This is a genomic window from Morganella psychrotolerans (genome assembly GCF_001676155.1).
Lineage (GTDB): Bacteria > Pseudomonadota > Gammaproteobacteria > Enterobacterales > Enterobacteriaceae > Morganella > Morganella psychrotolerans.
This window is the reverse complement of sequence record NZ_LZEW01000001.1, coordinates 307,169-332,195: the sequence shown is the minus strand read 5'-3', so window position 1 is coordinate 332,195 and position 25,027 is coordinate 307,169. Positions and strand designations below refer to the sequence as shown.

The 25,027-nt window shown below is 49.7% G+C and carries 21 protein-coding genes and 1 pseudogene; 2 read left to right on the top strand and 20 right to left on the bottom strand.

All coding sequences use genetic code 11. From position 1 onward, the window contains the following. Nucleotides 1-7: 7 nt before the first annotated feature. The 8 genes and pseudogenes from AYY16_RS01615 to lolC form a co-directional block, all read right to left on the bottom strand. Nucleotides 8-2,100 (bottom strand): annotated as a pseudogene (locus AYY16_RS01615) (fimbria/pilus outer membrane usher protein); the annotation flags it as partial. Between the two features lie 48 nt (nucleotides 2,101-2,148). After that, the gene (locus AYY16_RS01610; RefSeq protein WP_268874128.1) at nucleotides 2,149-2,781 is read right to left on the bottom strand and encodes a fimbrial biogenesis chaperone; all 633 of its coding nucleotides are present in this window, start codon (nucleotides 2,779-2,781) and stop codon (nucleotides 2,149-2,151) included. 92 nt (nucleotides 2,782-2,873) lie between these two features. Beyond that, complete coding sequence (locus AYY16_RS01605; protein WP_067361164.1) at nucleotides 2,874-3,440, bottom strand: fimbrial protein; 567 nt, start codon at nucleotides 3,438-3,440, stop codon at nucleotides 2,874-2,876. Nucleotides 3,441-3,708: 268 nt separating this feature from the next. Next, the gene (gene pepT / locus AYY16_RS01600; protein WP_067361161.1) at nucleotides 3,709-4,944 is read right to left on the bottom strand and encodes a peptidase T; all 1,236 of its coding nucleotides are present in this window, start codon (nucleotides 4,942-4,944) and stop codon (nucleotides 3,709-3,711) included. Nucleotides 4,945-4,995: 51 nt separating this feature from the next. Continuing rightward, nucleotides 4,996-5,844 (bottom strand): Sir2 family NAD+-dependent deacetylase, encoded by an 849-nt coding sequence (cobB, locus tag AYY16_RS01595; protein ID WP_067364540.1) that lies wholly within the window; start codon nucleotides 5,842-5,844, stop codon nucleotides 4,996-4,998. A gap of 93 nt (nucleotides 5,845-5,937) precedes the next feature. After that, nucleotides 5,938-7,185 (bottom strand): lipoprotein-releasing ABC transporter permease subunit LolE, encoded by a 1,248-nt coding sequence (gene lolE, locus AYY16_RS01590; protein WP_067361158.1) that lies wholly within the window; start codon nucleotides 7,183-7,185, stop codon nucleotides 5,938-5,940. Continuing rightward, nucleotides 7,182-7,877, bottom strand: coding sequence for a lipoprotein-releasing ABC transporter ATP-binding protein LolD (gene lolD / locus AYY16_RS01585; protein ID WP_067361155.1), 696 nt, complete (start codon nucleotides 7,875-7,877; stop codon nucleotides 7,182-7,184). The genes lolE and lolD overlap by 4 nt, the downstream gene beginning before the upstream one ends. Next, nucleotides 7,870-9,072 carry a lipoprotein-releasing ABC transporter permease subunit LolC gene (gene lolC / locus AYY16_RS01580; protein ID WP_067361152.1) on the bottom strand — a complete coding sequence of 401 codons (1,203 nt, stop codon included), beginning with the start codon at nucleotides 9,070-9,072 and terminating at the stop codon, nucleotides 7,870-7,872. Before lolC ends, lolD begins: the two co-directional genes overlap by 8 nt. Nucleotides 9,073-9,437: 365 nt before the next feature. Here lolC and mfd point away from each other — a divergent pair, with 365 nt between their 5' ends. Then, entirely contained in the window at nucleotides 9,438-12,878 is a 3,441-nt protein-coding gene (gene mfd, locus AYY16_RS01575) for a transcription-repair coupling factor (RefSeq protein WP_067364537.1), read from the top strand. Nucleotides 12,879-13,047: 169 nt separating this feature from the next. Continuing rightward, nucleotides 13,048-14,217: a pyridoxal phosphate-dependent aminotransferase gene (locus tag AYY16_RS01570; protein WP_067361148.1), complete on the top strand. Its 1,170-nt coding sequence runs from the start codon at nucleotides 13,048-13,050 to the stop codon at nucleotides 14,215-14,217. 164 nt (nucleotides 14,218-14,381) lie between these two features. On the opposite strand, the gene AYY16_RS01565 is transcribed toward AYY16_RS01570, so the two are convergent. From AYY16_RS01565 to pabC, 12 genes are all read right to left on the bottom strand, one after another. Next, nucleotides 14,382-14,723 carry a glycine zipper 2TM domain-containing protein gene (locus AYY16_RS01565; RefSeq protein ID WP_223861164.1) on the bottom strand — a complete coding sequence of 114 codons (342 nt, stop codon included), beginning with the start codon at nucleotides 14,721-14,723 and terminating at the stop codon, nucleotides 14,382-14,384. A 647-nt stretch (nucleotides 14,724-15,370) separates the two neighbouring features. Next, nucleotides 15,371-16,675 carry an NAD(P)/FAD-dependent oxidoreductase gene (locus tag AYY16_RS01560; RefSeq protein WP_067361142.1) on the bottom strand — a complete coding sequence of 435 codons (1,305 nt, stop codon included), beginning with the start codon at nucleotides 16,673-16,675 and terminating at the stop codon, nucleotides 15,371-15,373. A 516-nt stretch (nucleotides 16,676-17,191) separates the two neighbouring features. Next, nucleotides 17,192-17,740 (bottom strand): alpha/beta hydrolase YcfP, encoded by a 549-nt coding sequence (gene ycfP, locus AYY16_RS01555; RefSeq protein WP_067361139.1) that lies wholly within the window; start codon nucleotides 17,738-17,740, stop codon nucleotides 17,192-17,194. Then, nucleotides 17,737-18,759 (bottom strand): beta-N-acetylhexosaminidase, encoded by a 1,023-nt coding sequence (gene nagZ, locus AYY16_RS01550; protein WP_067361137.1) that lies wholly within the window; start codon nucleotides 18,757-18,759, stop codon nucleotides 17,737-17,739. Before nagZ ends, ycfP begins: the two co-directional genes overlap by 4 nt. Before the next feature lie 18 nt (nucleotides 18,760-18,777). Continuing rightward, nucleotides 18,778-19,620 (bottom strand): phosphotransferase, encoded by an 843-nt coding sequence (locus tag AYY16_RS01545; protein WP_067361134.1) that lies wholly within the window; start codon nucleotides 19,618-19,620, stop codon nucleotides 18,778-18,780. Further along, a complete protein-coding gene (gene lpoB, locus AYY16_RS01540) occupies nucleotides 19,610-20,191 on the bottom strand; it encodes a penicillin-binding protein activator LpoB (RefSeq protein ID WP_067361132.1) in 582 nt (193 codons plus the stop codon). Before lpoB ends, AYY16_RS01545 begins: the two co-directional genes overlap by 11 nt. Nucleotides 20,192-20,213: 22 nt before the next feature. Further along, nucleotides 20,214-20,564, bottom strand: a complete 351-nt coding sequence (gene hinT, locus AYY16_RS01535) for a purine nucleoside phosphoramidase (RefSeq protein WP_067361129.1) — start codon at nucleotides 20,562-20,564, stop codon at nucleotides 20,214-20,216. 41 nt (nucleotides 20,565-20,605) lie between these two features. Further along, the gene (locus AYY16_RS01530; protein ID WP_067361126.1) at nucleotides 20,606-21,385 is read right to left on the bottom strand and encodes a metal-dependent hydrolase; all 780 of its coding nucleotides are present in this window, start codon (nucleotides 21,383-21,385) and stop codon (nucleotides 20,606-20,608) included. A 7-nt stretch (nucleotides 21,386-21,392) separates the two neighbouring features. Further along, nucleotides 21,393-22,394, bottom strand: a complete 1,002-nt coding sequence (gene holB, locus AYY16_RS01525) for a DNA polymerase III subunit delta' (RefSeq protein WP_067361123.1) — start codon at nucleotides 22,392-22,394, stop codon at nucleotides 21,393-21,395. Beyond that, a complete protein-coding gene (gene tmk, locus AYY16_RS01520; protein WP_067361120.1) occupies nucleotides 22,394-23,038 on the bottom strand; it encodes a dTMP kinase in 645 nt (214 codons plus the stop codon). The genes holB and tmk overlap by 1 nt, the downstream gene beginning before the upstream one ends. Beyond that, nucleotides 23,035-24,057, bottom strand: coding sequence for an endolytic transglycosylase MltG (gene mltG / locus AYY16_RS01515; protein WP_067364534.1), 1,023 nt, complete (start codon nucleotides 24,055-24,057; stop codon nucleotides 23,035-23,037). Before mltG ends, tmk begins: the two co-directional genes overlap by 4 nt. Before the next feature lie 20 nt (nucleotides 24,058-24,077). Next, entirely contained in the window at nucleotides 24,078-24,917 is an 840-nt protein-coding gene (gene pabC, locus AYY16_RS01510) for an aminodeoxychorismate lyase (RefSeq protein ID WP_067361117.1), read from the bottom strand. Between the last annotated feature and the right edge of the window lie 110 nt (nucleotides 24,918-25,027).

Here is a 25,027-nt window from a genome sequence, read left to right as displayed (position 1 = left end):
CGGCTATATCGGCATTAGCAGGTAATGTTTCCGGATCAATGTAAACAGTATTCTTATTATAATTACTCAGTTGCGGAATAATGCTGAACCCGCGGATATCCGTGGGAGCCGCATTAGAGTTCATAAGGCGGATATTTTCAACTCCGTTCATATCCACCAGCGCATTGCTTTCCCCCAGCGGCCGTGACAGTGTTACCCCGTTACGGTGAATAACCACACTTCCCTGTAAACCGCCATTCCAGACATTACGGTTTCCGTCAGAACTGAAACCAGCTTGTAAATCCGCTTTGCCATAACGCGAATAAATTTCGCCACCACGACGATGAGAGCCCGTTTTATGCTGATAGCCATGATGTAATGTATAGTTCAGACGATAATCATCACCAGCAGTACCACTTACCGAGGTTTGAGTCCCGGAACCGGCGGCCTGATGATAGTAATAAAAATGGCTGCGCAACTGTTGTGTGCCAAACTCCAGCGGAACCGAAAATGAGACAGATATCCGGTTATCTTCCCGCTGATAAGCACCACTCCTGCGATACTGATAGTTCACACCGTAATTGATATAACGCATGCTGCCGTGATAGCCCGCATCCCATACTTTGTCAGATTGACGGTGATGTACGCGACGATGGCGCTGGTGTGGCGTCCGTTCACTGTAACGATAGCTGAGAGACAGACTTCCCCATCCCGCCAGGGACTGTTGAAACTGCCCCGACCACCGCCGCCCGGCAGATATAGGACTATATTCCTGTCCGGTATTATCTGAACCATGAATGGTTTCGCCCGCCCTGAGATAAAGAGAAGAACCTGTCTGCGGGATAATTTTCTGATAATTAATACGATAGCGCTGATAACGAAGCCTGTTTGCCTGATGTGTCAGCCAGTCCAGTGAAATCCCGCCCGCAGCTCCCATATTAACACCTGCGCCCATGCCGCCGCTTATTGCCCGGTGTGCCGTATATCCGCCTCCGTACAGCGTCAGGAGGAATTGATACCGTATGCCGCCGTTCCCTGCATAAACCAGGTACTGTGTTCATTCTTCTGTCCGGTGCGTTTCCCTGCATCCAGGCTGTATTTTGTCCGCCCCTCACGCAGCATGACCGGGACATAAGCGCCGGGTTGAAAGTAGTGCTGAACAGTGCCGTTCGCCTCTTCAATCAGAACCTCAAGATCTGAACCCTGAAGACCATTATGAAGGTCATTAATCTCAAACTCGCCACCGGGTAATGACATCTGACGCAATATCATTCCCTGCTGTTTTATCGTCAGTTGTGCACTGTGTGCCGTAATTCCTCTGATAACAGGTGCATAACCCTGCTGATTCTGCGCAAACATTTCTTCACGGCTGATAAGACGGACGCCGGTGTAAGCACGGCTGTCAAATATAGGATCACTGCTGAACAATTCACCCAGTTGCAATTCACTCTTCAGCGGTGCAACCGGGCGATACAGCCAGCTCCGCTGTGACTGCCATGACAGTTTGTCCTTCGTTTTATCCAGGTATCCCTGATGCCGGAAGCGCCATGCGCCGTGATTAAAACCACTGCGCAGTGATAAAGAGTGCCGGGTATCATAATAGTGACGGTCACGTGTATGAAATATGCGGTAATCATAGTCGAGTAAAAATGCGGTTATACCGTGATCCCACTGTGGCATATCCCCGTTCCGCTGGTCGGCCGGTACAAAAAAACGCTGCGGAATAATAATATCCAGTGACTGCTGTGCGGCATCAAATGTAACATTCACCACACTGACTAACCGCGTGATATCGTCAATCTGAGCGGTGTCATCCATGCGCTCAAATTCAGCACCCGCATCAGGGCGTAGTCCCCACATAAGCCACTGCCTGCGGGAAACCAGGGGTAACAGCTGTTTTCGGACAGGATGGTAGCGAAACTCAATCCACTGTCCGGATTGAACCTGTTGATTAACAGATACAGAGACAAAATAACGGCCTTCATTCTGAAACTGCCGTTCACTCAGTTGCTGAAACTGTACAATATCGATTGTAGAATCCGTGCTGCCGATGCCCAAAGCCGCCGGGTTAAAATACGGTTTACTGAATGTGCTGACGGAATATATACCAGTCACAATCATAAATATAAGATGAGTTTTTTTTTAAATACATATATCCGCAGTTATTTTTTAATTATTGAAAACCACCGGCCTGCTGATTACCCCGCCAAGATCACTAATATAATTAATAACAATATCATTTTTCTCATAAATGACATTAGCTGAAACAATCAAATCATCAAAGGGCTTAATCATATCGGAAACAGAATGTTCTTTTTTGTTTATATTAATGCTCTTTATTGTTAGATGATAGGGTGTTTTATTCAGTATTTTTATTTTCCTGCCTGATATCTCATACTGTATTTTATTAAAATCAGGCTCTGTTAATCCATCCGGACGGTAAAACAATTTAAACTTAGAATTAATAACAACCTGTAATTTATTTTCAGTATCTGATTCTGTTGCAGGAATACCCCGTACGTTCAGCCAGAACAAGGTTTCTCTGTCTGATTTTAAATCAGCCTTACGCAATAAAACACGAAACATACTTTTCTTTTTTTCATTTAACTGAAATATAACCGGTGTTATCACAAATTCTTTCGTTTTATTAATGCCATCTTCATCCTCAATCCAGGACTGAATTAAGTAAGGTCGTTCACTATCCGTATTTTCAACCGGCACAGTGATCATTTTCCGGCTCTGAGGATAGATAAACCGGGTTCCCCCGACCACAATCCCCGCATATGCCTGGCTGCATACCATCCATAACGTGATAAAATAAATGATGTTTTTTTTCATAAAAAAAATTATCTGATATAACAGGGCAGCAATCCGTATTACCACCCTGTAATTAATTAATTATAAGTAACGGTATAGTTTACGGTTGCATTTGCAGGTCCCGGTGTTGCCAGACCGGTCGCCAGATAGTTAGCAGCATACGTTTTTGAATAATCGCGTGAATCCTGACGTAATGTGATTGTTTCGCTAACGCCTGCAGGGGTAACCGGGTCACCTGCTTCTGTCGAAATTTGGATACCAACCTTACCGGCACTTTCTTCATCTGTATTAAGTGCGAAAATGGCATTATTATCTGCATGAGCTACACCATTCATTGCTATCGTTAATGAACTCATAGACAGAGAACAATCTTTAATATCAATAGTAAATTCCACAGGATTGGTACGGCTGTTTATTTCTTTTAAAACAGCTGCAGAATGTGTTCCAAGTTCAACCTCCTGATCTTTTTGTGTAATATTACAACTTGAGTCAGTTATTAAACCTTTAAATTTAATACTTCCGTCAATATATCCGGGACCTTTTGGCTCCCCGGCTATTTCAACAGGATCAGAATCATCTGCAAATGAGGTTGCTGTAAAAATAATCAAAGCTGAAACCATTAACTTACTTTTTAAATTAAACATCAATATTAAACCTTATATATTTGGTTATATTATTAATAACCAACGTAATAATATATTATCTGAGAGTATATAAACCAACGAGGTTAACAGGCGGCACAATATACCAGTAAACAATAAACACATTTAAAACAAAAAATAAATAGCGGGGAATAAAAATAATCACGCCATCTGGAATGATTATAATATTATTGTTTTTAGATTAATTTAATAAAAAAGCCACCTGTATTCAGGTGGCTTATTGATCGACCATTTAGATATAAAATTTAACTTATTTATTCTTCATATCCAACGCGGTTAATTCGGCAATCCGCATAATAACGGATACCGCCTGTTCCATACCTTCCAGCGAAATAAACTCGTGTTTACTGTGGAAGTTATAGCCGCCGGTAAATAAATTCGGGCAGGGTAAGCCACGGTAAGAGAGCTGTGCGCCATCAGTACCGCCACGGATAGGTTTGATATCCGGTTTAATATCACAGTCAATCATTGCCTGTTTGGCGAGTTCAATGACGTGCGGATGTTTCACCACATGGTCGCGCATATTGTAATAACTGTCGTCGATGGTCAGCTCAATATAACAGTCAGGATGCAACCCGCTGCCGATTTTTTCAGCAATGACAATCATATTATTTTTGCGTTTTTCAAAGTTATTACGATCAAAGTCCCGGATGATATAATTCATCTCAGCGCGTTCAACCGTGCCTTTGATACTTTGCAGATGATAAAAACCTTCATAACCCTCAGTATGTTCAGGGGTTTCTTCCGGCGGTAATTCATTATGAATACGGGTTGCCAGCGAGAGCGCATTGACCATCACCCCTTTGGCACTGCCGGGATGAACATTGTTCCCCTCAATACGGATAGACACAGCCGCCGCATTAAAGTTTTCATATTCCAGCTCACCAACACCACCGCCATCCACGGTATATGCCCACTGAGCGCCGAATTTTTTCAGATCCACATGCTGAGCACCACGCCCGATTTCTTCATCCGGCGTGAAGCCGATGCGGATATCACCGTGTGGAATATCGCTGTTTTTCAGGCGGACCATTGCGGTGATAATTTCCGCAATACCTGCTTTATCATCCGCGCCGAGCAGGGTTTTACCATCCGTCATGATCAGGGTTTTACCCAGCATGGTATGCAGAACCGGGAACATCACCGGAGACAGTACTTCATCACCGATACCGAGTGCGATATCTCCGCCACGGTAGTTTTCCAGAACCTGAGGGTTCACATTACGCCCGGAGAAATCCGGTGATGTATCAAGGTGGGATATAAAACCGATAACCGGCACCTGCCAGTCAACATTTGATGGTAATGAGGCCATCACACAGCCTTTATCATCCAGCGAGACATCTTCAAGTCCCAGCGTTTTCAGTTCTTTTTCCAGAGCACGCGCCAACCTGAATTGACCGTCACTGCTGGGTGTCAATTTGCCTGAAGGCTTAGACTGGGTGTCAAACGAGACATACCCGAAAAAGCGCTCTAATAACTTATCCATGAGTTCCCCCGATAACTTTGTTTTCTTATTATCAGGGAAACATAGATTGAGTTATTGAGACAAATCAGATTTAGTGTCGTTAATCCGTGTAATCAGACTGCGGACATACTCATCCACCACCCGGCTTGCCTCTCCGTAATGGCATTCTTCAAATTCACTCTGCACCCGGCTCGGCTCCAGATTCAGCTCCACCGTATGTGCGCCGCATAACCGGGCCTCATGAACAAACCCGGCAGCGGGATAAACATGTCCGGATGTGCCGACAGCAATAAAAATATCCGCATCACTCAGCGCCTGATAAATGTCATCCATACCGAACGGCATTTCACCAAACCAGACAATGTGCGGGCGCAGCGGTGACGGGAACTGGCAACAGTGGCAGCGTTCATCCACCGTGAGGTCACCGGTTCGTGACTGAACCTGTCCGGACATAGCGCAGCGGATTTTCAGTAACTCGCCGTGCATATGAATAACCCGCTCACTGCCTGCACGTTCATGCAGATTATCAATGTTTTGTGTCACCAGCAGAAAGTTATCACCCAGTTCCTGCTCCAGCGCAGCCAGCGCCAGATGTGCGGCATTAGGCGCAATAGCCGGAGATTGCAGTTGCCGGCGGCGATCGTTATAAAACTGCTGTACCAGACGCGGATCACGGGCATACCCTTCCGGGGTCGCCACATCTTCAATGTTGTGTTCTTCCCACAGCCCGTCTTCTGAGCGGAAAGTACGGATACCGGACTCTGCGGAGATCCCCGCACCGGTCAGCACCACCACTTTCGGTTTAAACCTGCCCATTTCTCCGGCTTTCCATTTATCACGATAGAAAAAGCGTAAGTGAAAACGCAGACGCAACATCCGCCGCTGTTTACGTAACTTTCTTAATCTGTGTGTTCTGCGCATAATCCGGCCTTTGTTCATCAATATCCCTGTTCAGGGTAATCCATTTGTTGTACGGATCCAACGTCATTACTTATTCTGCGGTATTCTGCGGTTTTACTGCCCGCTCAGAATACGTGCAGGCTCCAGGCGGCAGGCACGTCGTGCCGGATACCAGCTGGCAATCAGACTCAGTACAATCGTGGTCAATACCACATATACAAGATCCGTCAGTTGCAGTTGTGACGGCAGAAAATCAATAAAATAGACATCCCCGGATAAGAGTTTATGTCCGGTCAGATATTCCACACCACGGATAAGCGGTGTCAGATTCAATGCCGCCAATGTACCGAGTATTGCGCCGCTGATACAGCCGACCATTCCGGTCATCAGCCCGTACCAGAGAAAAATAGCGCGGATCAGGCTGTCTTTTGCACCTAACGTGCGCAAAATGGCAATATCACTGCTTTTGTCTTTTACGGCAATAATCAGGGTGGAAACAATATTAAAGCACGCCACGCCGATAACAAGGATCATCGCCAGATACATAATACTGCGCACCATTTGTATATCGCTGTACATATAACCGTATTCATTGATCCAACTTTTGTAATACACATGTTCGCGGCTGGCTTCAGCGGCCTGTAATACTATTGCATCTGCTTTAAAGACATCATTTACCCGGATTTCAATACCGGTGACGCCGTCACCATAATCCAGATATTGTTGTGCATCCTGTAGCGGGATCAACGCCAGGCGGTGATCGAGCATACCACTGAGACGAAAAATGCCCGCAACCTGTAAACGGATACGTTTCGGCTGTAGCAGGCGCTCGCTGCTGTCATTATTCGGGATCATGATAGTCAGCCATTCACCGGGTTTGACACCGAGTGTTTTTGCCGCACCATCGCCGAGGATTATCTGATTCTGACCTGCCCTGAAATCCGCCCAGGCATTATCTGCAACAAAATCCGCCAGCCCGCTGACTTTCTGCTGTGTCTGCGGATCAACCCCCATCAGCTGCATTGCCTGAAGTTTTGTGCCTTTTTCCGCAAGCCCGGTAAACTCAATATAGGGACTCGCTGCCACGACGCCCGGGGTCTTTTGTATGCGCAATAAGCTTTGCGCCCAGTTGTCAAACGGCTGTTCAACAGTGGAAACCTGCCCCTGCGGTACAACAGACAGCACGCGGTTTTCCAGCTCGCGCTCAAACCCGTTCATCGCACTCAGCCCGATAATCAGCACCGCCACGCCCAGCGTTATTCCGAGGGTCGAAATAACCGAGATAAACGATACCATCCCCGCCCGTTTCCGCCCTTTACTGAAGCGCAGCGCAGTCAGTAATGACAGCGGTAATGCATTCATACTGCCGTCTCCGGCTGCGGGTTAAGGATCCCGTCGCGCATCTCCATCTGCCGCCCCATTTTATGTGCCAGCGCCAGATCGTGTGTGACCACCAGAAATGCAGTGCCAAGGGTTTTATTCAGCCCGGAGAGCAGGTCAAAAATACTTTGCGCATTGCGCTGATCAAGATTACCGGTAGGTTCATCTGCCAGCACCAGAGACGGTTTATTCACCAGCGCACGCGCGATAGCCACGCGCTGGCGCTCACCACCGGAAAGCTCTGACGGCCGGTGCAGCGCACGCTGCGCCACGCCGGTGTTTTCCAGCATTTCATACGCCTGTTTCATCGCCTTGTCCCGTGCCATACCGCTTATCAGCAGCGGCATGGCCACGTTTTCCTGTGCGGTAAAATCCGGCAGCAGATGATGGAACTGATAAATAAAGCCCATTTCTTCATTGCGCAGTGCCGCCAGCGCATTCTGACTCATTGATGAGAGTGATGTTCCGTTGAAAATCACCTCACCGGACGTCGGTGAATCCAGCCCGCCCAGCAAATGCAGCAATGTACTTTTCCCGGAACCGGAACTGCCGACAATCGCCAGCATATCGCCGCGTTTAAGCTCAAAATCAACCTGTTTCAGGACATCTGTTTCCACCACACCCTCGTGGTAGGATTTGCATAACTGACGACATGCCAGTAATAACTCACTCATAACGTAAAGCCTCCGCGGGTTGTACCGCTGCCGCCCGCCACGCAGGCCAGAGTGTGGATAATAAAGAGATAAGCATTGCCGCCGCGCCGATAGTCACCACGCGCAACGGTTCAATCACCGTCGGCAGCGCGATACCTTTCGGGATAAGCCCCATCAGCGGCATCAGAATATTCAGTTGTGAAGAGAGCAGAACCCCCAGAAGCATACCGATCACGGAGCCGAGTATCCCCGCACCTGCGCCCTGAATGATAAAAATCAGCATTATTTTGCCGCGCGTCATACCCAGCGTTTTCAGGATAGCAACCTCGGTTTGTTTCTCCATCACCAGCAGCGCCAGTGATGTAACAATATTAAATGCCGCGACGGCAATAATCAGACCAAGCAACAGGCCCATCATATTTTTTTCCATGCGCACCGCCTGGAAAAACTCGCCTTTCTGAACGCGCCAGTCTGTCCAGGTCAGCCCGTCCGGTAAAGTCTGCTGACTGAGTGTATCGACCATCAGAGGCTGTGACAGATACAACCGCCAGCCGGTGATGTGCCCCGGCGCATAGCGCATCAGACGTGCGGCATCGTCCTGATTCATCAGAATTTGGTTTTTATCAGACTCGCTGCCCGAGGAAAAGATACCCGCCACAGTAAATAACCGCTGGCTGGGAATGCGCCCCATCGGCGTCAGTTGTGAGACATTCGGCACCAGAACACGGACAGTATCCCCGCGTTTCAGTCCCATTTTGACCGCCACGCCCTCACCCAGCACCACATGGTACTGCCCCGCCGCCAGTTCAGACGCCCGGGTGTTCACCAGGTGCGCCATCAGTGGCTCCGTTCCCTGCGGATCAACCCCTGTTACCGTGGCTATTCCGACATTTCCCCTGCTTTGCAGCACGACATCGCCGGTGACAATCGGCGCGGTCTTTACCACATCGCGCAGCCCTGAGAGTTGAGAAACCGGATGCTCCTGCGGATCCAGCACACCTGCCGGGGTGGTAATCACCGCCTGCGGCATAAAATCAAGAATGCTTTGTTGCAGTGAACGCTCGAACCCGTTCATCACTGACGTGACCGTGATCAGCGCCGCGACCCCTAGTGTGATACCGATTGCGGAAAGCAGAGAAACAAAACGGGCGAAACGATCGCCGCCCCGTCCCCGCATATAACGCAGACCGATTAAAAATGAGACAGACTGAAACATGAAATCTGAACGCCCCTGTTGCCAAAGCGAAGTGTTCAGGGATAATAAAGGCTCCGATAGATGAATGGAACCACCCGTGCCCGTTTACTGTGGTTTTTTTTTCATTTATACCCTTATTCATTCAAACTGCAGGTTCGTTGGCAGCGCTCAACCAGCCGGGTCACATAGTTTATCTATGCTCCCCGTCTGTTTTCCCTTGCCGCCTGCCTGCATCTTGAATGACGTTGGGTATATGGTCAGCGTATTGCCGGTAAAAACGCCACAAATAAGGTAATACGGTGGGATTATATTATTCAGAATTATTATCATTTACAGGGCGGGCACCTGCTGCCAGCTCAGAAAACCGAAGCCTGATGGAAAACCGAATGTCGCTGAAAACACGTTATGAACTCCCGCTCCGTGCCGCAGACACCCGCCAGCTCGGTGAAATGACCGGTGCTGCCTGCGCCGTTGAAAGTGCGGCAATTATTGACCGCCACACCGGCCCCGTTATCCTGGTCACCCGCGACATGCAAAATGCACTGCGCCTGCGTGATGAAATCCGCCAGTTTACCGCGCTGCCGACAGAAACCCTCGCCGACTGGGAAACGCTGCCTTATGACAGTTTTTCGCCGCACCAGGAAATTATCTCCAACCGGCTGTCGACATTATACCGCCTGCCGACTCTGGAAAAAGGCGCACTTATTCTGCCGGTGAATACCCTGATGCAGAAAGTGTGTCCGCCTGAATTCCTCACCGCTCATGCGCTGGTAATGGCAAAAGGCGAAAAATTATCGCGGGACAAACTGCGCGATGAACTGGTGCAGGGCGGCTACCGCAGTGTTGAACAAGTACTGGAGCACGGCGAATTTGCTATCCGTGGCGCATTGCTGGATCTCTTTCCGATGGGCAGTGAACTGCCGTTCCGGATTGATTTTTTTGATGATGAAATTGACAGCCTGCGCACATTTGATGTCGATACCCAGCGTACGCTGGATGAAGTTGATGCGATTAATCTGCTGCCCGCCCACGAATTTCCGACAGACAAAGAAGCCATCGAGCTGTTCCGCAGCCAGTGGCGGGAAATCTTTGAGGTGCGCCGCGACCCGGAGCATATCTATCAGCAGGTCAGCAAAAAGACCCTGCCTGCCGGTATTGAATACTGGCAGCCGCTGTTTTTCAGCACACCGCTGGTGTCTCTCTTTGATTATCTGCCGGAAAATACCCTGCTGGTCACGCAGGATCTGCAATCTCACGCCGAACGCTTCAGCCTGGATGTAAACCAGCGTTTCGAAAGCCGCGGCGTTGACCCGATGCGCCCGCTGCTGCCTCCGGCACAGCTCTGGCTGACCACAGATGAACTGAACCGGCACCTGAAAGCGTTCCCGCGCCTGCAACTTAATAATGAAAAATTACCCGGCAAAGCGGCGAATACCAACCTGGGCTATGCACCGCTGCCGGATATTAAAGTCAATTCTCAGCTGAAATCCCCTCTCGACCCGCTGCGCCGCTTCCTGGAAACCTTTGAGGGCGCGGTTATATTCTCGGTTGAAAGTGAAGGTCGCCGGGAAAGTGTTCAGGAATTGCTGGCACGGATAAAAATAAAGCCGACAGAAATCCGCCGCTTGCAGGATGCTGCTGTACCGGGTATTTATGTGATGATCGGCGCGGCAGAGCACGGTTTTATTGATAATACTCTGCAACGCGCCCTGATTTGTGAAAGTGACATGCTCGGCGAGCGCGTGGTACGCCGCCGCCGGGATCCGCGCCGCACCATCAATACCGATACCCTGATCCGCAACCTGGCGGAGTTGCGTCCCGGTCAGCCGGTGGTACATCTGGAGCACGGTGTCGGGCGCTATCAGGGCTTAACCACCCTGGAAGCAGGCGGCATCAAAGCAGAATATCTTATCCTTACCTACGCCGGTGAGGACAAACTGTATGTCCCGGTTTCATCCCTGCATCTTATCAGCCGCTATGCGGGCGGTGCCGATGACAGCGCACCGCTGCATAAACTCGGCGGGGAAGCCTGGAGCAAAGCCCGGCAGAAAGCCGCAGAAAAAGTGCGGGATGTTGCAGCACAGTTGCTGGACATTTATGCACAACGCGCCGTCAAACCCGGTTTTGCCTTTAAGCACGATCGCGAACAGTACATTGAATTTTGTCAGGGATTTCCGTTTGAAACCACAGTGGATCAGGAACAGGCGATTAATGCCGTACTGAGTGATATGTGTCAGCCGGTGGCGATGGACAGACTGGTATGCGGCGATGTCGGCTTCGGTAAAACAGAAGTTGCCATGCGCGCCGCGTTTCTGGCGGTCAATAACCATAAACAGGTCGCCGTTCTGGTGCCGACCACCCTGCTGGCACAACAGCATTATGATAACTTCCGTGACCGCTTTGCCAACTGGCCGGTGCGGATCGAAGTGCTCTCCCGGTTCCGCAGCGCCAAAGAGCAGCAGCAGGTACTGGAAGCCACACAGGAGGGTAAAGTTGATATTATTATCGGCACTCATAAACTGTTGCAGAGTGATGTGCTCTGGCACGACCTCGGGTTGCTGGTGGTTGATGAAGAGCACCGCTTTGGTGTCCGTCACAAAGAGCGCATCAAAGCCATGCGTGCCGATGTTGATATTCTGACACTGACCGCCACACCTATCCCGCGTACGCTGAATATGGCCATGAGCGGTATGCGCGACCTCTCGATTATCGCCACTCCGCCGGCGCGGCGCCTGGCAGTAAAAACCTTCGTCCGTCAGCATGATGAACTGGTTGTGCGTGAGGCTATCCTGCGTGAAGTGCTGCGCGGCGGGCAGGTCTATTATCTCTATAATGATGTGGAAAATATCGAAAAAGCCCGCGACCGCCTTGCGGAACTGGTGCCGGAAGCCCGTATTGCAGTGGGTCACGGACAGATGCGCGAACGCGAGCTGGAACGTGTAATGACCGATTTCCACCACCAGCGTTTTAATGTGCTGGTATGCACCACGATTATTGAAACCGGTATCGATATTCCCAGCGCAAATACCATTATCATTGAACGGGCGGATCATTTCGGGTTGGCGCAACTGCACCAGTTGCGCGGTCGTGTCGGGCGCTCACATCACCAGGCGTATGCTTATCTGCTGACACCGCACCCGAAATCAATGACAACGGATGCCCATAAACGCCTTGAAGCTATCGCCTCACTGGAAGACCTTGGTGCCGGGTTTGCGCTTGCCACACATGACCTTGAGATCCGCGGTGCCGGTGAATTACTGGGCGATGACCAGAGCGGACAGATGGCCAGCATCGGCTTCACACTGTATATGGAGTTGCTGGAAAGCGCGGTTGAATCCCTGAAAAACGGGCGCGAGCCGTCACTGGAAGATCTCACCCAAAACCAGACAGATGTTGAACTGCGGATGCCCGCCCTGCTGCCGGATGATTACCTGCCGGATGTGAATATGCGCCTCTCCTTTTATAAGCGAATTGCCAGTGCCCGCAGTGACACCGAGCTGACAGAGCTAAAAATTGAGCTGATTGACCGCTTCGGATTACTGCCGGATGCTGCCCGCAACTTACTGGCAGCCGCTCAGTTACGTTTACTGGCGCAACAACTGGGTATTAAACGGATTGAGGCTCAGGAGAAAGGCGGCTTTATTGAATTCAGTGAGAAAAACCACGTTGACCCCGGCTACCTTATCGGATTACTGCAAAATAATCCGAAACAATACCGGCTGGATGGCCCGGCAAAACTGAAATTTATCTGCGACCTGAGTTCACGTCCAAAACGCATTGAGTTTATCACTGAATTGCTGACAGCCTTCTCTGCGCATACTGCATAAATTTTCTTTTATCAAAATGTAACACCCCCCTGTTAACCTGCGCCGGCTTCCATGCCGGCGCTTTTATGAATGAATAAAAAGTCACGTATTACGAATAATGATATATAAATTAATTATTATATCGGTTAGTATTTGCCTGAACATAATTAAAAAAAACAGGGTAAATACTATGGATCGTCGTTTGTTTCTCAAATCAACCGGGATTGTTCTCGGCGGTTTAAGTGCCGCCTCACTGGTCAGTCACAGCTATGCCGCCACAGATGCGGCAAGCGCGGCAGTACCTGCGGCTCCGCTCAGTGAAAAAAATCCGCTGCTGCTGAACTTTAATGAAAATTCACTGGGTATGTCAGCCAATGCCCGCCGCGCAATTGTTGAATCACTGCCGACGGCATTCCGTTATCCGGATGCCGCCCGTGAAGCGCTGGTTGAGCAGATTGCCGCACACTACTCTCTGACGCCGGAGCACATCAGCTTAGGAAATGGTTCATCAGAAACCATTCGGGCGGCGGTGCAGATGCTGGTCGCGGATGCACAGAAAAAACAGCAGCCGATACAATTAATCGTACCGGACCCGACGTTTAATTATGCTGAGCTGTATGCACAACCGCTGGGTGTCAATGTTGTCAAAGTGCCGCTGAAAGCAGATCTCTCTTTTGACCTGGCGGCAATGCAGGCAATTGCTGATAATTTTGCCGGGCACACCATCATTTATATCTGTAACCCGAACAACCCGACAGCCATGATAACCCCGGCGTCGGCCTTAGCGGCATGGATCAAAAACGCGCCTTTACAGCAACATTTTATTATTGATGAAGCCTATGCTGAGTTTGTTTCTGACCCGGAATTTAAAAGTGCGGTTGAATGGGTTTCTGCCGGAAAACCTAATATTATCGTAACGCGGACATTTTCAAAAATATTTGCGCTGGCGGGATTACGTGTCGGATACGGTATTGCCGTACCGGAAGTGACAAAACAGATTAATAACTTCAATTCTAGCGATAATACAAATATAGCAGGAGCCGTTGCTGCATTAACATCAATAAATGACTCGTCGTTTATTGACTACAACCGTAAATCAACAGACGTTTCGCGGGAAATTGTTATAGCTGCACTGACTGAATTAAATCTGGCTTACGCGCCTTCACAGGCTAATTTTATCTTTCATCAGGTGAACGGTGATGTAAAAACCTATCAGCAGCGAATGAAAGAGAATCATATTATGGTAGGACGTGAATTCCCGCCTGTGATTGGCAGAAGCCGCCTGACATTAGGTACACCAGAAGAAATGTTACAGTTTGTTTCTGTATTAAAGCAATTTCGCCAAAAAGGCTGGGTTTAATTATAATCTAAATTAAATTAAAAGTGACTTACACCATTATTCATTCAAACCTCAGGTTAGTTGGCGGAACGACGATAGCCGCCTGCCTGCAACCTGAATGACGTTGGTTGTATACCGGTTTATGATATAAACCGGTATTTTCTTTTTTTTGTTTATTATGCAGTTTATTTCCCGTTGCTCAATCCGGGTAAAATGATCAGGCGCCCTGTGTTATCAACCGGCATCGCATCCCCGGGGTTATAATTAATCCTGACCTTACCGACAGTATTATTAATCTTATACACCACGTCATACCCGACTATCCTGTGCTCATAGGTAAAGGCCTCAGTGCAGGAGCGATAAGCCGCGCCGCCATACATTCGCGGGGGTTTAAGCAGCATTTCATACAGCAGATACGGTGTGCAGGTTTCCGACGTCGGGCGGATAATATCCAGATGCTCAGGCTTAAACGGCCCGGGCATCGGTATCAGGTCGCAGTATTCATGGCGCACAGGTACCGTCGCCATAATCGCCTCAGAGGACAGGACCTCGGCAATAGCAGGGCGTTTATTTTTTATAACAGCGGAGGAAATAATCACAACAAAAATAACAATAAGGAGGAATAATCCTCTTACTGTAATCCACGTTACTGATTTTTGTTTATGTTTATTCATTGTCAACGTATATAAATATTTAGCAGTGGTTATTAGGACAATTCCTATTTATCAACAGGTCTTTCTTCAGCTGTTCAGCTATAACGTTATATTCTCATAGCCCTGCTAAATAAAAGTTAAATAATAATGAAATGATAAAATTTACTGTCTTATTTATTAATTCAATTTAACTCACGGCGCACTGACAATGATCAACAATGATTAATAAAGAGTAGTATCTTCTCTATTTTGTCAAATACCACAAGAATTATCTGTTAGTCATTGTGCTAAATAATATCGTCACACTCCGGGGTAAATGTGTATTTCCCGGCATATCCTGTAAAAAGGCGAAACCCAATACCCCTGATTTTAATATGGCTTTAATTATTCTGTTTTTTTCCTGTCCTTTACCCTTCATATCTGCCGGTCAATTAAATCAGGGTTTGTGATTATTTCAGGGATAGTCTGCTCCGGGGGATAAAAAATAACGCCCGCAGGCGTTATTTTTTACATCATTAACATTAATGTAATTTAAGTCTCGGACGGATAATCCGGTTTATTCCCCCGACCAACATCATCAGCCCGGTTTTAATATAGCCGTGTAACGCTATCTGATGCATACGATACAGTGAAATATACATAATTCGGGCAATGCGCCCCTCAATCATCATATTACCCCGCATCAGGTTACCCATCAGGCTGCCGACAGTACTGAAGCGGGAGAGCGATACCAGCGAACCGTGATCTTTAAACACATACTCCTTCAGCGGCTTATTGCTGAGTACCGCGAGGATATTGTGATAGCAGCGGGTCGCCATCTGATGGGCAGACTGAGCGCGCGGCGGTACAAAACCACCCTCTTTTTTCGGGCAGGATGAGCAGTCACCGATGGCAAAAACAGCGTCATCAACCGTTGTCTGTAATGTCGGTTTCACAACTAACTGATTGATGCGGTTAGTTTCCAGTCCGCCGATGTCTTTCAGGAAATCAGGTGCTTTAATACCGGCAGCCCAGACCATCAGACTTGCGGTGATGTGCTCACCCTCTTTGGTATTCAGCCCGGACTCATCCGCACTGGTAACCATCGTCTGAGTCATCACACGGACACCCAGCTTGCTCAGTTCCTGATGCGCGGCACCTGCGATTTTAGGCGGCAGTGCGGGCAGAATGCGCTCACCGGCTTCCACCAGCGTCACATTCAGTGCATCGGTATTCAGACCTTTAAATCCGTAGCTGTGCAATTGCTCAACGGCATTGTACAGCTCTGCCGATAACTCAACGCCCGTTGCCCCGCCACCGACAATAGCGATATTCACTTTATCGCCCTCGCCGTGGCTGGCAGAATACTTCAGGAACAGATTCAGCATCTCATTATGGAAGCGTTTCGCCTGTGTCGGGCTGTCCAGGAAAATACAGTTATCCCTGATACCCGGCGTGCCAAAATCGTTTGAGGTGCTTCCCAGCGCCATCACGAGGATGTCATAGTCCAGGTCGCGCTCAGGCACAAGCAGTTCACCGCTGTTATCACGGATTTCTGCCAGGGTTACCTTTTTACTGTCACGATCAAGACCTGTCATTGCACCCAGCTGGAAATTAAAATAATGGTTACGGGCATGCGCCAGATAACTCAGAGCATCCACGCCATCGTCCAGAGAGCCGGTCGCGACCTCATGCAGAAGAGGTTTCCATAAATGGCTGCTGTTGCGATCGACTAAGGTGATTTCCGCTTTTTTCTTCTTACCGAGTTTACGGCCGAGCTGTGTTGCCAGTTCCAGGCCGCCCGCGCCACCGCCGATAATCACAATTTTCGTATTAGGTGTAGTCATAACATCCTCTGAAAAATAATCTAACGTTATCTTACGGCTTTCCCGAAAAACCGTAAGATAACATCAGATAAAACTGAATCGTGTCACATCAAGGTATAGCACAACCGGTAATTTGGTCATACCAAAATTGATCGTTATCAAATTTTGGGTAATCCGGTGACAAAATGCAAACATTATTTTAAAAACAGCAAGACTATTTTACTTTTGGTTTACCTTTCGCGAAATCATCAATCAACAGATTGGCTATTCTTTGCAGGGAAGATTATACCCAACGTCATTCAGGATGCAGGCAGGCGGCAAGGGAAGACAGACGGGGAGCCAAAAAGCCTGCTATCTTGCTGATTCAGAAAAAGAATGTTATTGATGTAACGCAATCACAGTAATGATACGTAAGCCGGAGAGAGGGAACCGTGCAGAAATGAGATATGGATCGTGTCAGTTGACGTGCAGAAAACAGGACGATGCGGTAAACGTATCCGCATCGTTTTATGTTGCCGGTTATCAACCGGCAACGGATCAGTTCTTTTTAAACGCGGTTTTAAAGGCTTTTATCTCTTGCAGATGATGAGAGAGATCTTTAAATTTATGGCCCTGTGTCTCATCCCAGATGACATTATAGAATGGTGAGAGCGTATCAGATGTCCGCTGGTTATCCAGTGCCTCATCATTGCGGGATAAAATCACCAGGCAGTTCTGCTTGTTCAGGTCACGGAAATCCGAAATACACTTCGTCATGATGTCGAGGTACTCTTCCGGTCTGTCGATTTTGCCTTCCATATTTTCATACGGGAACAGATTCGGGTTAATCATCACCTGACGGATACCGCACAAATAACCAACGCGCTCAGCCCAGAAGCCTCCCAGCCCCACACCGGTGATAATGGCGGGACCATTACTCTGTTTCACAGCTTTATCCACTTCTGTCAGCAGATATTTCATGTCATAACGCGGGTGAAGCGTGCTGTAACTGATAAAACGGACATCCGGATCAGCAAATTGTAACTGCATCACTTTCTCATGATTGCCCGGGCTGGTTGAATCAAATCCATGAAGGTAAATAATCATGCTTGCTCCTGCCATTGTTCATGTAATGCGGATAAGGTTTTGTTTGCCTGCTGCCAGCGATCACTGCGCTGTAATTCAGTTAAATCATAACCTTTCCCGCGATGATACAACTTATCAATACGTTGTGCCGTGATAACCGGCAAATTATCAAGGATTGATACCGCCCCATTGCGGTTATTACACACCAGGATCATGTCACAGCCCGCATCCAGCGAAGCCTGCCCGCGCTCTGCATAACTGCCCATAATCGCCGCCCCTTCCATGGACAGGTCATCTGAGAAAATAACACCATCAAAACCGAGCTGCTGACGCAGGACAGATTTAAGCCAGTACGGCGAGCCGCTGGCCGGGCGGTCATCAATCTGTGTATAAATAACATGCGCGGGCATAACGGCATCCAACAGACCGCGCTGAATAAACTCGCGGAAAATTGCCATATCTTTACCACGGATAAGCGCAGGATCTCTGTCATCACGCGGTGTTTCTTTATGGGAATCCGCACTGACCGCGCCGTGCCCCGGAAAATGCTTACCGGTACTCGACATTCCTGCATTGCGCATACCGCGCACAAAGCGCTCTGCCATTTGTGCGGCGATTTCGCCGTCTTCATGGAACGCCCGCGTACCGATAGCTGCACTGCCGTGCCCCAAATCAAGCACCGGCGCAAAGCTGATATCAATATCCATGGCGATCATTTCTGCTGCCATCAGCCAGCCGGCATCTTCTGCCAGTGCCGCACCGGTCAGCAGGTCATTAAACTGTGCAAAAGATTGCGCCGCAGGCAGATGCGTAAACCCGTCTTTAAAGCGCTGAACACGCCCGCCCTCCTGATCAACCGCAATGACCAGACGGTTATCACCGGTTGCTTCGCGGATTTGCCGGGTCAGTTCACGCAGTTGCGCGGTATCGTGAAAATTGCGGGCGAACAGAATCAGCCCGCCGACAGAGGGGTGTCGCAGGATCTCGCGCTCTTCGCTGTCCAGCTCATACCCTTCAACATCTAACATTACAGGTCCCATGACGATACCCCTTTGTATTTATCTGATCCCGAGCGCTGTCATCAGCGGCGCAGAGTGTTGCAGAAACTGCGGATCGCCGGTATGCGCCCAGCGACCCTCAAACCACATTAGCATCATATAATCTGTCCGGCGCTGCCAGCGGCGGGTTTGCAGCAGCACACGCTGCGGACAGTGATAGCCTGAATAATAACGCAGAAAAGTGTTAATTAACGTCAATGACCAGTTGTTTGCACGAAAAAGTGCCGCGAGGGACAGGCCGATATCCGTGTCGGCGGCGTACTCCCAGTCAATCAGACTGAGCTTAGTGCCGGACATAATGATATTACCGGGATGGATATCCATGTGCGCAGGCGCAAGTTTCAGCGGATGCGGCTCCGGTAAGTGCATAAATGCGCGGTGAACCGCCCGCCAGCGCGGTGTGAGACGGCGTTTATCCATCTGCTGATAATGGTGCTGCACCTGTGCTTTCAACGGCAACCGGTAACCCGTTAACGGCTCTGCATGCAGACGACTGATAAGTGCCGCCAGTTGCGGCATAAAATCAGCGGATGCCATACGACCCGGTGCAAGTGTATCGCCCTCTACTCTGTGCAATAACAGCCAGCCATGACTATAGCCCGACATATGCGGGACAAATCCGCTGTGACGCAGCCCTGAAAGAATACGCGCTTCTTTCCGGCGGCTGACACCCGGACCCGCACTGTGTGCGACAGGCGCGCGCCCGATAAGACGAATACCGGCTTGTTCAATACTGACACTTCCCTGCGTCAGCCCGGTCAGCGGGCGAATAACCCAACCCGCTGCGGGCAGCGCAGGAAAATGATCGCGCAGGCACTGCAATAATCCGCAGTTACTGCTCAAGCACCGCGTCCTTACCGGACCAGATAATTTCACCGCTGACGACAGACATCAGCTGCATTTCTATCTGGCGGGCATCCCGCGTGCCGGTGACCACGCTGTATAATACATATTGCGCATTCAGATAACGGGCAAGACCAATGGCTTTACTGCGCAGTGTCAGCGTGTCGTTATCATCCATCCCGAGCACAGACATCGCGCTGGTGACAGCACCTGCCGGGATAACCGTCAGTACGCCGGTTTTATTAATACTGTTCATCAGCGCACCGGTCGCCACATTGGTTTGCAGACTGCTGTTGGTTTTATTACCGATTTTATTGACCAGCAATGTGCCGCCCTGTGTCAGACCGTCACTTTTCACCATTTGATTAACCAGTGGTGTAATGCTTTGTTCCCACTCGATTTTTTTCATTTTAGGCGGAACAGGCACAGTATCTGTCGGCGGCGGTGGTGGCGTGGTATCAACCGGTGGCGGGGTTACCGTCTCAACCGGTGCCGGCGGTGTCACCGGAGAGAGAGAGGGACACCCGGCCAGCAGCCAGACAGAGGCAATCACACACAAAAGACGCTTCATCACAATTCTCCTGTTTTGCCGCTTATTTCGCTAACATCGGACCCAGGTGCTGACCACCGACCAGATGCATGTGGATATGGTACACTTCCTGCCCGCCGTGACGGTTACAGTTCATTATCAGGCGGTAGCCGTCATCCGCAATACCTTCCTGCTGTGCAATTTTTGCCGCAATCGTGATCATGTGACCCAGAACCTGTTCATCCGCTGCCGTAACATCATTCACAGTAGGAATAAGATGATTGGGAATAATCAGAATATGCGTTGGTGCCTGCGGAGAAATATCACGGAATGCCGTAACGCTGTCATCCTGATAAACAATGTCAGACGGAATTTCATGACGGATAATTTTACTGAAAATAGTTTCTTCGGACATGACCTGCTCCTGTAATAATTCTGCCGTATCAGTATCCGGGTTTAGCGGACAGACACCTGAAACAAACGACAGAAATTGTCAGTGGTGATTTCAGCAAGCGCTTCAACGCTCACACCTTTTAAAACAGCCATATATTCCGCCACATCGCGTACATAGGCGGGCTGGTTCTCTTTTCCGCGGAACGGAACAGGCGCCAGATAGGGTGAATCGGTCTCTACCAGAATGCGATCCAGCGGAACAATGCGCGCGGCTTCGCGGATCTGTTCTGCATTACGGAAGGTCAGAATACCGGAAAATGAGATGTAAAAACCCTCATCCAGCAGTGCTGTGGCGGTTTCTTTATCTTCGGTAAAACAGTGTAACACGCCGCCACAATCACCGGCCTGTTCTTCGCGGATAATCGCCAGCGTGTCTTCGCGCGCATCACGGGTATGTACGATCACGGGTTTGTTCAGCTCACGTCCGACGCGGATATGCTCACGGAATACATCGCGCTGTAATGCGGCATTTTCTTTCTGATAGTAATAATCAAGCCCGGTTTCGCCCAGTGCGAGCACACGCGGATCTGCCGCCAGTTCACGCAGCAGGGTGAAATCATACGGCTCATCCAGATTCAGCGGATGAATACCACAGGAGAACGCGACATTATCGCGCTCACCAATCAGCTCACGCATTTTTGTGTAGCCGGGCAGGGTTGTTGCCACTGCGAGGGCATAATGCACATCACGCTGTGCGGCTTTTTGCAGTACATCATCCACATTTTCATGCAGTTTTTCGTAATCCAGACAATCAAGGTGGCAATGGGAATCGACTAAAAACATAATAAACTCATTGGGTTGATAAAGGTGGTGCAGAAAACAGCGTTTCCTGATGTAATAATTGTTCCACCAGCAGCAACTCATGGTTGATGCCGGTAACAGTCAGCAACCGGTGGCGGCAGGTCAGCCAACTGTCAGCCGCTGCCAGTAAATGTGCACTGCTGTAGCGCCCCGCCAGCAGGGTAATAAGCGCGGATTGATCCTGATTAAGACAGGCGGGAGCCATGTTTTGCTGATATTTAACCGCATCCATCAGCAATGTAACCAGCCAGTTGATACGTTTTTCCGGCTCCTGATGGTTAACAGCAGACAGCAGAGATAAAAAATCACCACTGTGTACTGCCTGCAAAAGCTGTGTAAACAGCGCCTGCCGGGCTGCCCAGTCAGGTGTCATCAGTAAGTCCCGCGCGGCTGCCGGTGCATTGTGACAAAGATTCAGTGCCGTTTGCCGGTCTGTGGCATCCGACTGCGGCAGTTCCCGTTGCAGCCATTGCAGCCCTGATGCAACCGGCGGTGTTGCCAGATGATACGCAAAACAGCGGCTGCGCAGAGTCGGCAGCAACAGATCAAGGCGCGGGCTTTGTAATACAAACCAGGTATTGTCTGTCGGCTCTTCGAGGGTTTTCAGCAGCGCATTGGCAGCCGCTTCTGTCAGCAGCTCCGCCTGCGGAATATGCACCAGTTTTGCGCCGCTCAGTTGTGAGCGGTCATACAATTTTTCAGTGATTGTGCGTACCGCATCAACCCCCAGCGAACTTTTGCCTTTTTCCGGCTGCAACAGATAAAAATCGGGATGTGTGCCCGCCAGCATCAGTTTGCAACTGTGGCATTCCCCGCAGCTTTTGATGCCTTCCGGACGCTGACACATACGCAGACGAGTCAGTGCATACGCCAGTTCATCAGTCCCGGTGCCCGCAATACCGTACAGCAACAGCGCATGGTGACCCTGACCGGAGAGCCATGCCGTCGCCAGTTGACGGTAAACAGGATTGAGCCACGGATACCAGTTCATTACGCCTCTTTCTGCTTCTGCTGTAAGAGCCAGTGCTGTAATGCGCTGCGGATAGATTGATGCACGTTATCCATTGATTGCGATGCATCAATCGTCACAATACGCGGATCAGCTGCTGCCAGTTCCAGATAACGCGCCCTGGTGCGCCGGAAGAAGTCCAGAGACTCCTGCTCGATTCTGTCCAGTTCACCCCGGCTGCGCGCGCGCGCCAGACCAATTTCCGGCGGCAGGTCGAGGTACAGGGTGAAATCCGGATAAAAATCTCCCAGCACAGTATCACGCAGTGATGCCATCAGTTTGCGATCAATACCACGCCCGCCTCCCTGATAGGCCTGGGACGAGAGATCATGACGATCGCCGATAACCCACTGCCCGCGCGCCAGCGCCGGTTTAATGACATTATCAGTCAGTTGAATACGCGCGGCGTATAGCATCAGTACTTCCGCTTTGTCTGTGACGGTTTCGCCGTCAATACCCTCTTTAATCAGCGTACGCAGTTTTTCTGCCAGTGGCGTGCCGCCCGGTTCGCGGGTATACACCAGGTCTGTAATACCCTGCTCATGCAAGGTATCCACAATCGCCTGGCGCGCAGTTGTTTTTCCTGCGCCCTCAAGCCCTTCAATTACAATAAATTTGCCCGTCATTGTTTTTTTAGTCCGCTGCGGTAATCAGCAACTGCGCGGTTGTGATCCCGTAATGTTGAAGTAAATACGTGCCCGCCTTTGCCGTCTGCAACAAAGAAGAGGTAATCAGTGGTATCCGGTTTTGCCGCTGCATCCAGTGATGCACTGCCCGGCATGGCAATCGGTGTCGGCGGCATACCATCTATCTGATAGGTGTTATAAGGGGTCACGCGCGCCAGATCACTGCGGTAAATCGTTCCCTGATAACGCTCGCCCATACCGTAAATAACTGTCGGGTCTGTTTGCAGGCGCATTTTCAGGCGCAGACGGTTCATAAAGACGGATGCCACTTTCTTGCGCTCGCCATCCACCCCGGTCTCTTTTTCAATCAAAGAGGCCATGATCAGCATTTCATAAGGCGTAGCGTAGGGTAAATCAGTATTTCGGGTTTTCCAGGCAGCAGCAAGCCGCGTGTCCATCTGCTGATGCGCCCGTTTCAGAATGTCCGCATCTTCCGTACCGGCAGTATAAAGATAGGTATCCGGATAAAAACGCCCTTCCGGATTACTGCCCGCCGGTAATCCCAGCATATCAGTCAGTTTATCCGCCGGAAGATCTGCCAGTGTTTGTTTGAGATACGGAGCGTCCGCCAGGGTTTTCTGCCAATCTGACAGCTTGCTGCCCTCAACAAAACGGATACTGAACTGGGCTTCTTTGCCGCTGACAAACAAACGCAGCATGTCGCGGACAGTCATGTCCGGCGTCAGGCGGTAAGTCCCTGCTTTAATTTTTGCCAGCTCCGGCTCCAGTTGCAGCAACCAGCCGTAATTCGGGGACTCCGGAATAATCCCGTTTTCCGCCAGTTTTTTTTCCAGTGCAACACGTCCGGTTCCGGGAGAAACGGTAAAAATAGTTTCTTCTTTAACCATGATTTTTTGTTCTGAGAAGGCTTCAGTCTGATGATAAAAATAGTACGCCACACCGCCCACTATTGCGACCAGTGCTAAAAGAGTGACAAGAATAATCCGTGTTTTTTTCATCAGTAATATACTCTGTGTGATCAGGCTGATGCCGCCGTACAATGGGGCTGAAGATACATAAATAATGAACGGGATGTGTAATACCGGTGATTATCACCATCAAAGCGGATATCGTTAACCGGCATCACCGGCATTAACGCATTACACATAATCACTTCGTCGGCACCTGTCAGTACCTGCGGATAACGCGCAGTTTCATAGCAACGGTAAGGGCTGTCTTTCAGCACCTCTAAAATGTGCGCCCGCATAATCCCCGCCACACCGGCGTTTGCCAGTGACGGTGTAAAAACATCATCACCACAACGCCAGAACAGATTGGCACTGCACCCTTCCGTCAGAATGCCCGACACATCCGTAACAATGGCTTCGTCCGCCTGCTGCTGCGCCACATACTGACGGATAAGCACCTGTTCCAGCCGGTTGAGATGTTTAAGACCGGCAAGATAAGGATTGATGCCCAGCGATACAGGGCTTTTCACCACAGACAGCCCGGTTTCCCGCAGAGTCGCATAATTGTCCGGATACGCCGTGAGAATAAGGATCACAACCGGGGGTGTTTCCGCCCGTAAATAGCCGCGTCCCTGCTCTCCGGCACTGATGATCACTTTGAGTACCGCATCTTCGCTACCTTCAGCCGCCTGCATGACCCATGAGGTCAGAAGTGAGTCATCCACATCCGCCAGACCCAGCCTTGCCGTACTCTCGTGCAGACGTTGCAGATGGCGGGCCAGCAACACAGGTTTGCCGTCCGCAATACGCATGGTGGTAAAACAGCCGTCACCGAACTGTACACTGCGATCCGCAATAGTGATAGTGTCGCACGGTACACCATTGACCAGGTATTTTGTCTGTTGTGTCATAGCCAACTTATTGTTTTACCGCTTATTATATAACCGGAACTTTGCATCCGAACAGAACTGTATCATATACCCTTATTCATTCAAACTGCAGGTTCGTTGGCTGCATCCTG